This is a genomic window from Mycobacterium sp. NPDC050041 (genome assembly GCF_049541695.1).
Taxonomy (GTDB): Bacteria; Actinomycetota; Actinomycetes; order Mycobacteriales; family Mycobacteriaceae; genus Mycobacterium.
The window spans coordinates 927,915-941,325 of sequence record NZ_JBMVDG010000001.1 but is presented as its reverse complement, the minus strand read 5'-3'; the positions used below and the strand labels follow the sequence as shown (position 1 = coordinate 941,325).

Here is a 13,411-nt window from a genome sequence, read left to right as displayed (position 1 = left end):
CTGGGCCCAGACATGCTGGGGCACATCGGGATCAACGTCCCCGACCTCGTCGCCGCGAGGAAGTACTACGACGCGTTGATGCCGCTGGTCGGCTTCGAGTTGTTCCTGGCCGCCGACGACCAGTTCGCCTTCCGGCCGGCGGGCGGCAAGCCCGGTACCTACCTGTTCTTCTATCCTGCCGCCGAGGCAGGCCCCTACTCACGCCACCGCGCCGGCCTGCAGCATCTCGCGTTCATGGTGAAGACGCGCTCGGCCGTGCATGCCGTCCATCGGCTCGTCCAGCGGATCGGTGCCGACGTGGTGCACGAGCCCCAGTCGTTCCCGCAGTACCAGCCGCCGTACTTCGCGACCTTCTGGCTCGACCCGTTCGGAGTGATGCTGGAAGCGGTGTGCCACTACGACCGGGATTGATCCCCAACCGATTCGGCCGATGTCGTCAACCCGACCCGGCCCGCGCCTGCGCCAACGGGTTGCTGCAGCTGCGCGTGCTCCAGTAGCCGCTCCAGCGCCGCCTCGACGCCGGCCTTCCAGCCCAGTCCCTGCTCCAGCTCGAGACGCAGCCGGGGGAAGTAGCGGTGCGGGGAGACGACGGTGAACCCGACGTCTTCGAGGAAGTCGGCGGCGATGATGCACTGGTCGACCGTGCAGTCGCCGAGTGTCTCGACGACCGGAACCAGATCTCCTGGCACCAGCCGCGGGTCGGTGAGTTCGGCGGCCTCGGCGGTTCTGCCGAATGCTTCGAGCGCGCGGACACCGCGTCGGACCAGATCGCTGACCACCGATGTCAGCAGGCTGCGCGACAATCCGTCGCAGCCGTCGCCGGCCTCGACGCCGACCGTCGTCAGCAGGATCGCGTCGGCGCTGACCGGACCGGTCGGGAAGAGCCCGGCCCGCGGCACGGCGCGGGGCGGGGCATAGAACGCGTACCCGAGGCAGGAGCCGGTGTCCTCGGTGGGAGCCGCATCCTCGAACCCGGGCGGCGCGTGGACCGCGACCTGGCCGCACGATCCCCACTCCAGCATGACCATCGACAGCCAGGCTTCTTTCTCGAACTCGGGATCACTGAGGTGGTCGTCGGTGCCGAGGGTGGAGGGATCCACCTCCCAGAACACGCAGCGGCGCGCATGCTTCGGCAGCTGTTCGAAGGCCTCGAGCCGAAGAGGCGTGATTCGGGCCGGCACTAGATTCCCCGGATTCGTCGGTGGGCTGGCATGCGCGTGTGCGCCTCCAGGATAGGAGAGCCCGCCGAGCCGGGCCCGGTTTCTGCCGCTTCCCGCGACGAAATCGCGTCCGCTGACGAAACAGGTTGTTGCGCAGTGAGATTGCGCGACCCATGAGTGTGGCGTGGCATCAGTGTCACAGTGACGTAATTACCGTGTGTGGACGGTCATCGTTGCGACGAGTTCATCAAGTCCACAATCCGCTGCAGGTCCTCGACCGACCCGAACTCGACCACGATCTTGCCCTTGCGTTTGCCGAGGCTCACGGTGACGCGGGTGTCGAAGGCCGACGACAGCTTCTCAGCAACGTCCTGCAGGCCGGGCATCTGGATCGGCTTGCGGCGCGGAGCCGACGGCGCCGCGCCGTCCCCCCGGTTGGCCAGCGTGACCGCTTCCTCGGTGGCGCGCACCGACAGGCCCTCGGCCACGATGCGTGCGGCCAGCGCCTCCTGCCGATCCGGGCCACCCTCGAGCGACAGCAGGGCGCGGGCATGGCCGGCGGACAGCACTCCGGCGGCGACGCGGCGCTGGACGGCGATCGGCAGGCGCAGCAGCCGGATCATGTTGGTGATCAGGGGGCGGGAGCGACCGATCCGCGTCGCGAGTTCATCGTGGGTGACGTCGAACTCTTCGAGCAACTGCTGATAGGCGGCCGCCTCTTCCAGGGGGTTCAACTGCGCCCGGTGAATGTTCTCCAGCAGCGCATCGCGCAGCATGCTGTCGTCGGCGGTCTCGCGGACGATCGCCGGGATGGCGGCCAGTCCGGCCTGCTGGGCAGCGCGCCACCGCCGCTCCCCCATCACCAACTGGTAGCGCGGTGTCTCCGTGCCGGCGCTGACGGCGCGCACGACGATCGGCTGCATCAGACCGAACTCTCGGATCGAGTGCACGAGCTCGGCGAGCGCCTCCTCGTCGAACACCTGCCGCGGCTGGCGCGGATTGGGCTCGATGGCCGCCGGATCGATCTCCCGGTAGGTCGCACCGACCTCGTTGTGCTCGGCTACGGACGGTCCGCCGATCACGACGTCGGCGGCGGCATCGCCCATCCGTGGCCCCATGGCGCCGGGGCCGCCCTCATCGGCGGGACCGGTCGGGATGAGGGATGCGAGACCACGTCCGAGGCCGCTGCGCTTACGGGTGGGTTGAGTCATCGTCGTCCTCTCGTCACGGATGTCATGCGGCGTTGGTGCTCATCGCGGCGGGGCCTCGCCAGGCGCACCCCGTTCGGCGAGTTCACGGCTCGCGTCGAGATAGCTCAGGGCACCACGTGAGCCCGGGTCGTAGTCGAGGATCGTCATCCCGTAACCGGGCGCCTCGGACACCTTGACGCTGCGCGGGATCACCGTCCGCAACACCTTGCCGCCGAAGTGCGCCCGGACGTCCGCGGCGACCTGATCGGCGAGCTTGGTGCGGCCGTCGTACATCGTGAGGATCACGGTGGTCACGTCGAGTTCGGGATTGAGGTGCGACTTGACCATCTCGATGTTGCGGAGCAGCTGGCCCACACCCTCCAGCGCGTAGTACTCGCACTGGATCGGGATGAGCACCTCCGGCGCGGCGACGAGCGCGTTGATGGTGAGCAGTCCCAGAGAGGGCGGGCAGTCGATGAACACGTAGTCGAAGTCGAATTGCTTGAGCTCGGCGAGTGCCGTCCGCAGCCTGCCTTCGCGGGCGACCATGCTGACGAGTTCGATCTCCGCGCCCGCGAGGTCGATGGTGGCGGGGATGCAGAAGAGCCGTTCGTTGTGCGGGCTGCGCTGCAGCGCCTCCGCGACCGGGATCTCCCCGATGAGTACCTCGTACGACGACGGCGTGCCGGGACGGTGCTCGATGCCGAGTGCGGTGCTGGCGTTGCCCTGCGGGTCGAGATCGATCACCAGCGTCTTGAGGCCCTGCAGGGAGAGCGCCGCCGCGACGTTCACCGCCGTGGTGGTCTTGCCGACGCCGCCCTTCTGGTTGGCGATGGTGAACACCCGCTGACGGGCCGGCCGCCGCAGCTGACCCTTCGCGGTGTGCAGCAGGCGCACCGCCCGCTCTGCCTCGGCCCCGATCGGGGTGTCGATGCCGGCGTCGTCGGTCCAGGCGCCGCCGCTCCCCCCGCGTTGCCATGTTTCACGTGAAACATCGCGCGGTGGCTGCGCTGGGCCCCCTGCCCGCGGCCCGGCGGCTCCGGTCGGTGGGAGCGGAGCGCTCGCACCGGGTGGTGCGGTCCGTTCGCTGTCTGGCCCCGGCCTCATCGAGTTCTCCTGCTCGTTCGTTCCGACCGACCCGATCTCGGCTTCTTCATCTCGCGCCGCGCCACGACCACGGTCGCGGGTGGATCTAGATAGTCCGCGCCACATTTCAACACCCTCACATCGACGGCGCCAACCGACGCCAGCACACGCCGGTGTTCTTCGATCTCCGACTCGGCGCGCTCGCCCTTCAGGGCGATCATGCGGCCGCCGTCCCGAAGAAGCGGAACGCTCCATCGGGCGAGCTTGTCCAGGGAGGCGACGGCGCGCGACGTGACAACGTCGGTCTCCCCCACTTCTTCGCGCACTCCCTTGTCCTCGGCTCGCCCGCGCACGACGTCCACCGCGAGCCCCAACTCGGCGATCACCTCGGTGAGGAATTCACTGCGCCGAAGTAGCGGCTCGACGAGGGTCACCTCGAGATCCGGACGGGCCAGTGCCAACGGTATCCCCGGTAGGCCGGCGCCGCTGCCGATATCTGCCAGCCGCTCCTGCGGTGCGAACAGTTCGGCGATCGCCGCGCTGTTGAGCACGTGCCGGTCCCACAACCGCTCGATCTCGCGCGGGCCGATGAGGCCTCGCTCGACACCGGCTCCGGCAAGGATCTCGGTGTAGCGCTGGGCGATGGACAGCCGGTCACCGAACAGCTCTGCGGCTGCGTCCGGTGGGCGCCCGACGTCGGTATGTTTCACGTGAAACATCCCTCCGCCGAATCGCTCGCGGGAACTACACCGGTGTAACTCGAGTGATCAGTCAGCGAGGACGACAACACGGCGGGACGGCTCCACGCCCTCGCTCTCGCTGTGCACACCCTGAACCGCGGCCACCGCGTCGTGCACGATCTTGCGCTCGAACGGGGTCATCGGCGCCAGCTCCTCGCGCTCCCCGGTCTCGAGCACCCGGCGGGCCACCTTGTCGCCCAGGGCCGCCAGCTCGTCGCGGCGATTGCGGCGCCATCCGGCGATGTCCAGCATCAGCCGGCTCCGCTCGCCCGTCTTCTGGTGCACGGCCAGCCGGGTGAGTTCCTGCAGCGCGTCGAGCGCCTCGCCCTTGCGGCCGACGAGCTTGTTCAGGTCGGTGCCGCCGTCAATGCTCACCACCGCACGGTCACCCTCGACGTCCAGGTCGATGTCGCCGTCGAAGTCCAGCAGGTCGAGCAGCTCCTCGAGGTAGTCGCCCGCGATCTCGCCCTCGGCGACCAGTCGCTCCTCGAGGTCCTCCCCGGCCGGGCGGCCTGCGCTCTCCTCGGCCTCACCCTGCTCGAGTCCGTTGTCGACTTCCTCGGTGCGCTCGGTCGTATCAGCGTCCGTCATCTGTGTCTCTCCCTCTCCCCCAGTCCGCGGACTGGTCAACGCTTTCGCTTCTTCGGACGGGCGCCCGGCCGCGGCGTGCGGTTGGCGACCTGTTCTCCGCCGGCCGCCTTGGTGGGGCTGCCGTTGTTCTCACCGTCGATCGACGCGGTGCTCGTCGGCTCGCTGCCGGACGCCTCGGGTTCGCCGGCGACGTCCTTACCCGCGACGTCCTTACCCGCGGCAGCCGCAGCCGCCTTGCGCGCGCGATTCGGCTTGGCGCCCGGCGCAGGCGCATTGGCCGCGCGGCGCTCCAGCGCCTCGGTCTTCTTGGCTTCTTCTTCCTTCTCGATCTTGCCGAAGACATAGTGCTGCTGGCCGTAGGTCCAGATGTTGTTGGCGAGCCAGTACATGATCACCGCGAGCGGCAGGAACGGTCCACCGACCACCACGCCGAGCGGGAAGACGTAGAGGGCGAGCTTGTTCATCATCGCCGTCTGCGGGTTGGCCGCCGCCTCGATGCTCTGCCGCGCCACCGACGCCCGGCTGTTGAAGTGCGTCGCGACGCCGGCCAGGATCATCACCGGCACGCCCACCAGGATCACCGACACGCGGTTGAATTCGGTGAACGCCAGCAGGCCGTGCTGCTGGATCATCGTCGCGCCGAGTGGAGCGCCGAACAGGTTCGCGTCCAGGAAGTGCCCGACGTCGGTCGCGCTGAACACGTAGTTGCCGAGGCTGCGGTTCTCCTCCACCGACAGCCCGAGCCGGCCGATGCCGGTCTGCGTCCGGTTGAAGGACATCAACACGTGGTAGAGGCCGAGGAACACCGGCACCTGCGCGAGCATCGGCAGGCAGCCCAGGATCGGGTTGAACCCGTGCTCGCGCTGCAGCTTCTGCATCTCGAGCGCCATGCGCTGGCGGTCCTTGCCGTACTTCTTCTGCAGCGCCTTGATCTGTGGCTGCAGCTCCTGCATCTGCCGGGTGGTGCGGATCTGGCGCACGAACGGCTTGTAGAGGATCGCGCGCAGGGTGAACACGAGGAACATCACCGTGAGCGTCCACGTGAAGAAGTTGTCCGGACCCAGGAATGGGATGGCGGAGAAGGCCTTGTACCAGACCCACATGATCGCCGACACCGGGTAGTAGATGATGTCGAGGCTGAACCAGTTAAACACGCGCCTTGCTCCAGACTTGGTCGTCGGCGGCCGCTTCGGTACCGCTCGCATCCGCGGAGTGCGCGCAGGCGCCGCCCGCGCGCTCCGGTATCGGATCCCATCCTCCCCTATGCCAGGGGCCACACTTGGCGAGCCGCACGACGGCCAACCAGCCGCCGCGCACGAGGCCGTACTCGGTCAGCGCGTCGACGGCGTACTGGCTGCAGGTCGGCATGAACCGGCAGGTCGGCAACCGCAGCGGTGAGACCGTGTGCCGGTAGAGCTGAATGGCGCCGATGACCGCACGCGCCGCCAGCGCACCCACGCCCCGCAGACCACTCATCGGGCCGTCCCCCGGCGGCGCCGCACGCGAGCCAGGCCGTCCCGCAGTTGGCGTTCCAGATCGGGCGAGATCGCACGGCCGGCGTTCGGCAGCGCCCGGATCACCAACCGCTCGCGGCTGTCGAGATCATCGAGAAGGGTCCGCGACGCGTGCCGCAACCGCCGGGACACCCGGTGGCGCATCACGGCATTGCCGACGGACTTGGACACGACCAGGCCGATCCGCGGGCCGGTGTCATCGGCGGCGTCGAAGGCGCCGTGCAACACCAGATCGGGGTGCGCCGAGCGCACCCCTTGACTGACCGTGGTACTGAACTCCGTCGACCGCGTCATCCGGTACCGGGCCGGAAGCACCGCGCTAGACCCTGCGTCGGATCACGCAGTGAGCGAACGACGGCCCTTGTGACGACGACCCGAGACGATCGCACGGCCCGCGCGGGTACGCATCCGCAACCGGAAGCCGTGGACGCGCGCGCGCCGGCGGTTGTTGGGCTGAAAGGTCCGCTTGCCCTTGGCCACGGCAGTATCTCCTCGTTACGAGTGGCGGCCACGCGCCACGCACAGCGAACTGTGTCGGTGGACGCGGTCGCCGTTGGTAAGCTCATGCGTCTTGCTAACCGGCGCGGTCTCCGAAACCCCGGGTCGCAGCCGTGTCGCCACGTGCGGGCGACTGTTCGAGGGTACTGACGAGATTTAGCTGGGTCAAACCTGCTCGGACGGCCGCGAGCGGGCGGCGAAATGTTCACAACAGTCACAACCTTCACCGACTTCAACCAGCTGTCCAGCGACGTCCAAACAATGTTGCAGAACGGTTGGCACGTCGAGAGAAAACTGTTAGCTTCTGCCAATGCCGTTCCCAGACCGGGGCGGCGGCGACAACGAAGCGAGGACGCCCACCGCACCGAGAGCCCACAGCATGCACCACCACTGTGACGAGCCCCGGCCTGCGGCGTTCCCGCCGGTAGGCAACAGAGAGCGACGACGTACTGTCTCTATCCACAGCCTGTGGATAACTATGTGGACAGACGGTCTTCGTTCCTTCGGTCGTCTCTGGACCGACCATGAGGGGGTAGGCGTCAATTGACCGCTGACCCCGACCCGCCCTTCGTCGCCGTGTGGAACAACGTGCTGGCCGATCTCAACGGCGACAGTGACACCCGCGACCACAACGGCTCCGGGCCGTTGCCCGTCCTGACCCCGCAGCAAAGGGCCTGGCTGAAACTGGTCAAACCGCTGGTGATCACCGAGGGCTTTGCCCTGCTGTCGGTTCCCACGCCGTTCGTGCAGAACGAGATCGAACGCCACCTGCGTGAGCCGATCATCTCCGCGCTCAGCCGCCACCTCGGTCAGCGGGTGGAACTCGGGGTCCGCATCGCGACCCCGTCGACCGACGACGACGACGACGCTCCGCCACCACCACCACTGGCTGCGATCTCCGAACCCGACGAGGTCGACGACGACCGCGAGGCGCTCGCCAGCGCCGAAGAGAATTGGCCGACGTACTTCCGCGCTCCGGCGGCCGACTCCTCGGCCGCCGACGCCAATGCCGTCAGCCTCAACCGCCGCTACACCTTCGACACCTTCGTCATCGGTGCGTCCAACCGGTTCGCCCACGCCGCGTCGCTGGCGATCGCCGAGGCGCCGGCCCGGGCCTACAACCCGCTGTTCATCTGGGGCGAGTCCGGTCTCGGCAAGACACACCTGCTGCACGCCGCCGGCAACTACGCCCAGCGGTTATTCCCCGGCATGCGCGTGAAGTACGTGTCGACCGAGGAGTTCACCAACGACTTCATCAACTCGCTGCGCGACGACCGCAAGGCGTCGTTCAAGCGCAGTTACCGCGACATCGACGTGCTGCTGGTCGACGACATCCAGTTCATCGAGGGCAAGGAAGGCATCCAGGAGGAGTTCTTCCACACCTTCAACACGCTGCACAACGCGAACAAGCAGATCGTCATCTCCTCCGACCGGCCGCCCAAGCAGCTGGCGACGCTGGAGGACCGGCTGCGGACCCGCTTCGAGTGGGGACTCATCACCGACGTCCAGCCGCCCGAGCTGGAGACCCGAATCGCGATCCTGCGCAAGAAGGCGCAGATGGACCGCCTCGACGTGCCCGACGACGTGCTGGAACTGATCGCCGCCGGTGTCGAGCGCAACATCCGCGAACTCGAGGGCGCGCTGATCCGCGTCACGGCGTTCGCCTCGCTGAACAAGACCCAGATCGACAAGTCCCTCGCCGAGATCGTGTTGCGTGATCTCATCTCCGACGCCAGCACGATGCAGATCAGCACCGCGGCGATCATGGCCGCCACCGCCGAGTACTTCGAGACGACGATCGAGGAACTGCGCGGGCCCGGCAAGACCAGGGCACTCGCGCAGTCGCGGCAGATCGCCATGTATCTGTGCCGGGAGCTCACCGAGCTCTCCCTGCCCAAGATCGGTCAGGCCTTCGGCCGCGACCACACCACGGTCATGTACGCCGAGAAGAAGATCCGCGGCGAGATGGCCGAGCGCCGTGAGGTGTTCGACCACGTGAAGGAACTCACCACCAGGATCCGTCAGCGCTCCAAGCGCTGAGTTCCGGTTTCCGCTCTTCCCGCCTCTTCTGGCGTGACTTCTTCGTGCCGCCGGCACGCTCCGGTGGCGATCCGCATGCGTCCATGGGGAGCTCGGGCGCCCGAATCACACCGCCGCCGGCGAAAAAACTTCCGTCACATCGGCACCACTCGTCACCGGCATGGCCTGTGCACAACGGTGTGAACAACATGGTGGCCGACCGCCCGAACCGCCGAAGTTGTCACACACCGACCGGGTGCTCCACAGTTGGCGACCACCCGCAGCCGGCCCGTCCACAGCCGACTCACAATTCGACACGCATGACTGCCAGCGGCGACACGGCTTCATCCCCAGCGTCCACAGCCCCTATTACTGTTACTCATTTCTCTCCATAGGTTTCTTCTCTGAACACAGCGCCTGGGGAAACTCCGTCACCGCCCCGGCCGGACCGCCGCAGACGCTTGGTTGTCACCCCGATCGATTAGCTTTCAAGTTGGGGCGGAAAGCTCTACGGTGGTTCATCGACAGCCGTTACGGTCATCGCATCGCATGCAGGTCACGCGGGTTGAGACACCGAGAAACCGCTGGTTATCGCTGATTGTGTGGTTCATCGAAGGGACGTTTTGGACGTGACGACATCGACGGCTGGTCTCACGGATCTGAAATTCCGCCTGGTTCGTGAGGACTTCGCCGACGCGGTGGCATGGGTGGCCCGCAATCTGCCGACCCGCCCGACCGTCCCGGTGCTCGCCGGCGTGCTGCTCACCGGCAGCGACGACGGGCTGACGATCTCCGGATTCGACTACGAGGTCTCCGCCGAGGTTCGCGTCGCGGCCGAGATCGCTTCTCCGGGAAGCGTTCTGGTGTCCGGTCGGCTGCTGTCCGACATCACCCGGGCGCTGCCGGCCAAGCCGGTGGACGTCAGCGTCGAGGGCACCCGCGTCTCGCTGACCTGCGGCAGCTCCCGATTCTCGCTTCCGACGATGGCCGTCGAGGACTACCCGACGCTGCCCACCCTGCCCGAGGAGACCGGTGTGGTTCCCGCCGATCTCTTCGCCGAGGCGATCGGTCAGGTCGCCGTGGCGGCCGGCCGGGACGACACCCTGCCGATGCTGACCGGAATCCGCGTCGAAATCTCCGGTGATTCGGTGGTTTTGGCAGCGACCGACCGGTTCCGGCTCGCGGTCCGCGAGTTGACGTGGTCCACCGGAACCGCGGGCATCGAGGCCGCGGTGCTGGTGCCCGCCAAGACGCTCGCCGAAGCGGCGAAGGCCGGTACCGACGGCTCCGACGTGCACCTGTCGCTGGGCGCAGGCGCATCGGTCGGCAAGGAGGGCCTGCTCGGCATCCGCAGTGAGGGCAAGCGCAGCACCACCCGCCTGCTCGACGCCGAGTTCCCGAAGTTCCGCCAGCTGCTGCCCAGCGAGCACACCGCCGTGGCCACCATCGGCGTCGCCGAACTGACCGAGGCGATCAAGCGTGTCGCCCTGGTCGCCGACCGCGGCGCGCAGATCCGGATGGAGTTCTCCGAGGACGGTCTGCGGCTGTCGGCCGGTGCCGACGATGTCGGGCGCGCCGAGGAAGACCTCCCGGTGTCGTTCGCCGGCGATCCGTTGACCATCGCGTTCAACCCGACCTACCTGACCGACGGCCTGGGCTCGCTGCACTCCGAGCGGGTGGCATTCGGCTTCACGACACCCAGCCGTCCCGCTGTGTTGCGGCCCGCGGGCGAGGATGATGGAACAGTCGGCGCAAGTGGTCCCTACCCGGCCGCCCAGACCGATTACGTGTATCTGTTGATGCCGGTACGGCTTCCCGGCTGACCGGCCCTTAACGCCGGAGAAGAGGGCACACATGCAGCTGGGTCTGATCGGGCTGGGCAAGATGGGCTTCAACATGCGGGAGCGCCTGCGTGAAGGTGGCCACGAGGTCGTTGGATTCGACCCGCGCCCGGAGGTGACCGACGTGCCGACCATCGGCGCGCTGGCCGAGGCCCTCGCGGCGCCCCGGGTGGTGTGGGTGATGGTGCCGTCGGGACCCATCACCCACGACACGATCGCGACCCTGGCGAACGAGCTCAGCGAGGGCGACCTGGTGATCGACGGCGGCAACTCCCGCTACACCGAAGACGGGCTGCACTCGAAGTTGTTGCACGAGAAGGGAATCGCGTTCATCGACGCGGGTGTCTCAGGTGGTATCTGGGGCCTGAAGGAGGGCTACGGCTTGATGGTCGGCGGCAGTGACGCCGACGTCGAGCGGGCGCTGCCGATCTTCGACACGCTGCGGCCGCCGGGTGAGCGGGCGGACGGATTCGTGCACGCGGGGCCGGTGGGCGCGGGTCACTTCGCCAAGATGGTGCACAACGGTGTGGAGTACGCCCTGATGACCGCCTACGGCGAGGGCTACGAGATGCTCGCCGCCCAAGAGCTGATCAAGGATCCGCAGGCGGTGTACCAGGCGTGGACCAACGGCACCGTGGTGCGGTCGTGGTTGCAGCAGCTGCTCGCCAAGGCGCTCTCCGAGGATCCGCAGCTGGCCGAGATTTCCGGCTATACAGAGGATTCCGGTGAGGGCCGGTGGACGGTCGAAGAGGCGATCCGGTTGCGGGTTCCGGTGCCGAGCATCGCCGCGTCCTTGTTCGCGAGATTCTCCTCACGTCAGGAGGATTCGCCGACGATGAAGGCCGTCGCGGCGCTTCGCAACCAGTTCGGGGGTCACGCCGTCAAGAGGATCAGCGAGTCCGGTTAGCCCGTGTACGTCCGTCACGTGACACTCACCGACTTCCGGTCCTGGGCACACATCGACATCGAGTTGACGCCCGGCCGGACGGTGTTCGTCGGGCCGAACGGCTTCGGCAAGACGAATCTCGTTGAGGCACTCTGGTACTCGGCGACGCTAGGGTCGCATCGGGTCGGTGCGGACGCCCCGCTGATCAGGACGGGAGCCGAACGGGCGGTGGTGTCCTCGATCGTCGTCAACGACGGCCGCGAACTCGCCGTCGACCTCGAGATCACCAGTGGCCGTGCGAACAAGGCGCGGCTGAACCGCTCCCCCGTCCGCAGTGCGCGCGAGATCCTCGGGGTGCTGCGCGCGGTGCTGTTCGCACCGGAGGACCTGGCGCTGGTGCGCGGTGACCCGAGTGATCGGCGCCGCTACCTCGACGAACTGGCCACCACCCGGCGGCCGTCGATCGCCGGGGTGCGAGCGGATTACGAGAAGGTGGTGCGCCAGCGGACCGCGCTGCTGAAGACCGCCGCGGGTGGCAGGCACCGCGGAGACCGCAGTGTGCTCGACACCCTCGACGTGTGGGACGGCCACCTGGCCGCGCACGGCGCCCGGTTGATGGCGGCGCGCGCCGTGCTGATCTCCGAACTCGCCCCCGAGGTGGAGAAGGCCTACCAACTCCTGGCCCCGGCGTCGAGGCCGGCGGCCATCCGGTACCGCCCCAGCATCGAACTCGACGACGAGGTGCCCGCGGCCGACAGCGTTGAGTACTACGAGGCGGCGCTGCTGGCGGCGATGAGCAGCCGGCGCGACAGCGAGCTGGAACGTGGGCTCTGCCTGGTCGGTCCGCACCGCGACGACCTCGAGCTGCGGCTCGGCGACCAGCCCGCCAAAGGCTTTGCCAGCCATGGGGAATCGTGGTCGATGGCGCTGTCGCTGCGGTTGGCGGCCTACGAACTGTTGCGTGCCGACGGCGGCGACCCGGTACTGCTACTCGACGACGTGTTCGCCGAACTCGACACCGCCCGGCGGCGGGCGCTGGCCACCGTCGCCGAATCGGCGGAGCAGGTCCTGGTCACCGCGGCCGTCGGCGAGGACATTCCCGAAGGCTGGGACGTCCGGCGGATCGAGATCCGCATGGAGGACGGCGACGACGGGCGGATCTCGACGGTGCAGACATGACAGACGACGGCAGCCAAGAACAGAACGACGACGGCGACGACACCCCGCCGGGGCCGCCGGCTCATCTGGCTGGGCTGTCCGGGATGGACCTGGTGCGGCGCACCCTCGAGGAGGCCCGCGGCGCTGCGCGCAGCCAGGGCAAGGACGTCGGCCGCGGCCGCACGTCCCCGGCCCGCCGCTCCCCCGCCGCAGGTCGGCGCCGCAGCTGGTCGGGGCCCGGCCCGGACTCCCGGGATCCACAGACGCTCGGCGCCGCGACCAGCGACCTGGCCCGCAACCGCGGCTGGTCGGGCCGGGTGGCGGAGGGTTCTGTGCTCGGCCGGTGGACCGCGGTGGTCGGTGAGCAGATCGCCGAACACGCCGTGCCCACCGGCCTGCGCGACGGGGTGCTGACGGTGTCGGCGGAATCGACCGCCTGGGCGACCCAGCTGCGGATGGTGCAGTCCCAACTGCTGGCGAAGATCGCGGCGGCGGTCGGCGACGGCGTGGTGACGTCGTTGAGGATCGTCGGCCCGGTGGCGCCGTCCTGGCGTAAGGGCCGCTACCACATCTCCGGCCGCGGGCCCCGCGACACCTACGGGTGAGCGGCGACCGATCCGCTGTGCGCCGTCTGGCGCACAGATCGACGGTCCTCAAGCGTCCTCACGCACCGAAGTTCGAGAAATTCCGCGCACGGCCCAGTCAGATAGGTCAAAACGCCGCCACAG

Annotated in this window: 15 protein-coding genes; 6 read left to right on the top strand and 9 right to left on the bottom strand. The window is 68.2% G+C overall.

The genetic code is table 11. The features are described 5' to 3' along the window. The first annotated feature begins 12 nt into the window (after window positions 1-12). A complete protein-coding gene (locus tag ACPCHZ_RS04575; protein ID WP_423483641.1) occupies window positions 13-411 on the top strand; it encodes a VOC family protein in 399 nt (132 codons plus the stop codon). On the opposite strand, the gene ACPCHZ_RS04570 is transcribed toward ACPCHZ_RS04575, so the two are convergent. The 9 genes from ACPCHZ_RS04570 to rpmH form a co-directional block, all read right to left on the bottom strand. Next, window positions 396-1,181 (bottom strand): acetyltransferase, encoded by a 786-nt coding sequence (locus tag ACPCHZ_RS04570; RefSeq protein ID WP_423483640.1) that lies wholly within the window; start codon window positions 1,179-1,181, stop codon window positions 396-398. The genes ACPCHZ_RS04575 and ACPCHZ_RS04570 overlap by 16 nt on opposite strands. Window positions 1,182-1,387: 206 nt before the next feature. Then, window positions 1,388-2,371, bottom strand: a complete 984-nt coding sequence (locus ACPCHZ_RS04565; RefSeq protein ID WP_423483639.1) for a ParB/RepB/Spo0J family partition protein — start codon at window positions 2,369-2,371, stop codon at window positions 1,388-1,390. Window positions 2,372-2,410: 39 nt separating this feature from the next. Further along, window positions 2,411-3,457, bottom strand: a complete 1,047-nt coding sequence (locus tag ACPCHZ_RS04560; protein WP_423483638.1) for a ParA family protein — start codon at window positions 3,455-3,457, stop codon at window positions 2,411-2,413. Then, the gene (rsmG, locus tag ACPCHZ_RS04555) at window positions 3,454-4,155 is read right to left on the bottom strand and encodes a 16S rRNA (guanine(527)-N(7))-methyltransferase RsmG (protein ID WP_423483637.1); all 702 of its coding nucleotides are present in this window, start codon (window positions 4,153-4,155) and stop codon (window positions 3,454-3,456) included. Before rsmG ends, ACPCHZ_RS04560 begins: the two co-directional genes overlap by 4 nt. Window positions 4,156-4,203: 48 nt before the next feature. Next, window positions 4,204-4,767: a protein jag gene (locus ACPCHZ_RS04550; RefSeq protein ID WP_423483636.1), complete on the bottom strand. Its 564-nt coding sequence runs from the start codon at window positions 4,765-4,767 to the stop codon at window positions 4,204-4,206. A 35-nt stretch (window positions 4,768-4,802) separates the two neighbouring features. Beyond that, window positions 4,803-5,972, bottom strand: a complete 1,170-nt coding sequence (gene yidC, locus ACPCHZ_RS04545) for a membrane protein insertase YidC (protein WP_423483635.1) — start codon at window positions 5,970-5,972, stop codon at window positions 4,803-4,805. Beyond that, a complete protein-coding gene (gene yidD, locus ACPCHZ_RS04540) occupies window positions 5,914-6,243 on the bottom strand; it encodes a membrane protein insertion efficiency factor YidD (protein WP_423483634.1) in 330 nt (109 codons plus the stop codon). The genes yidC and yidD overlap by 59 nt, the downstream gene beginning before the upstream one ends. Further along, a complete protein-coding gene (gene rnpA, locus ACPCHZ_RS04535) occupies window positions 6,240-6,596 on the bottom strand; it encodes a ribonuclease P protein component (protein WP_423483633.1) in 357 nt (118 codons plus the stop codon). The genes yidD and rnpA overlap by 4 nt, the downstream gene beginning before the upstream one ends. Window positions 6,597-6,617: 21 nt before the next feature. Next, window positions 6,618-6,761, bottom strand: a complete 144-nt coding sequence (gene rpmH / locus ACPCHZ_RS04530) for a 50S ribosomal protein L34 (RefSeq protein WP_364977944.1) — start codon at window positions 6,759-6,761, stop codon at window positions 6,618-6,620. A 561-nt stretch (window positions 6,762-7,322) separates the two neighbouring features. On the opposite strand from rpmH, the gene dnaA reads away from it, so the two are divergent. The 5 genes from dnaA (at window position 7,323) to ACPCHZ_RS04505 (ending at window position 13,288) form a co-directional block, all read left to right on the top strand. After that, window positions 7,323-8,819: a chromosomal replication initiator protein DnaA gene (gene dnaA / locus ACPCHZ_RS04525; protein WP_423483632.1), complete on the top strand. Its 1,497-nt coding sequence runs from the start codon at window positions 7,323-7,325 to the stop codon at window positions 8,817-8,819. A gap of 608 nt (window positions 8,820-9,427) precedes the next feature. Then, a complete protein-coding gene (gene dnaN, locus ACPCHZ_RS04520) occupies window positions 9,428-10,621 on the top strand; it encodes a DNA polymerase III subunit beta (RefSeq protein WP_423483631.1) in 1,194 nt (397 codons plus the stop codon). Between the two features lie 31 nt (window positions 10,622-10,652). After that, a complete protein-coding gene (gene gnd, locus ACPCHZ_RS04515) occupies window positions 10,653-11,546 on the top strand; it encodes a phosphogluconate dehydrogenase (NAD(+)-dependent, decarboxylating) (RefSeq protein ID WP_423483630.1) in 894 nt (297 codons plus the stop codon). 3 nt (window positions 11,547-11,549) lie between these two features. Further along, window positions 11,550-12,704 (top strand): DNA replication/repair protein RecF, encoded by a 1,155-nt coding sequence (gene recF / locus ACPCHZ_RS04510; RefSeq protein WP_364977932.1) that lies wholly within the window; start codon window positions 11,550-11,552, stop codon window positions 12,702-12,704. Beyond that, the gene (locus ACPCHZ_RS04505; RefSeq protein ID WP_423483629.1) at window positions 12,701-13,288 is read left to right on the top strand and encodes a DUF721 family protein; all 588 of its coding nucleotides are present in this window, start codon (window positions 12,701-12,703) and stop codon (window positions 13,286-13,288) included. The genes recF and ACPCHZ_RS04505 overlap by 4 nt, the downstream gene beginning before the upstream one ends. Window positions 13,289-13,411: the final 123 nt, after the last annotated feature.

Excerpts from the sequence above, each read along its gene's own strand:
- ACPCHZ_RS04575 (WP_423483641.1), top strand. The coding sequence starts at position 13 with ATGCTGGGGCACATCGGGATCAACGTCCCCGACCTCGTCGCCGCGAGG.
- ACPCHZ_RS04565 (WP_423483639.1), bottom strand. The coding sequence starts at position 2,371 with ATGACTCAACCCACCCGTAAGCGCAGCGGCCTCGGACGTGGTCTCGCA.
- ACPCHZ_RS04560 (WP_423483638.1), bottom strand. The coding sequence starts at position 3,457 with ATGAGGCCGGGGCCAGACAGCGAACGGACCGCACCACCCGGTGCGAGC.
- rsmG (WP_423483637.1), bottom strand. The coding sequence starts at position 4,155 with ATGTTTCACGTGAAACATACCGACGTCGGGCGCCCACCGGACGCAGCC.
- ACPCHZ_RS04550 (WP_423483636.1), bottom strand. The coding sequence starts at position 4,767 with ATGACGGACGCTGATACGACCGAGCGCACCGAGGAAGTCGACAACGGA.
- yidC (WP_423483635.1), bottom strand. The coding sequence starts at position 5,972 with ATGCGAGCGGTACCGAAGCGGCCGCCGACGACCAAGTCTGGAGCAAGG.
- yidD (WP_423483634.1), bottom strand. The coding sequence starts at position 6,243 with ATGAGTGGTCTGCGGGGCGTGGGTGCGCTGGCGGCGCGTGCGGTCATC.
- gnd (WP_423483630.1), top strand. The coding sequence starts at position 10,653 with ATGCAGCTGGGTCTGATCGGGCTGGGCAAGATGGGCTTCAACATGCGG.
- ACPCHZ_RS04505 (WP_423483629.1), top strand. The coding sequence starts at position 12,701 with ATGACAGACGACGGCAGCCAAGAACAGAACGACGACGGCGACGACACC.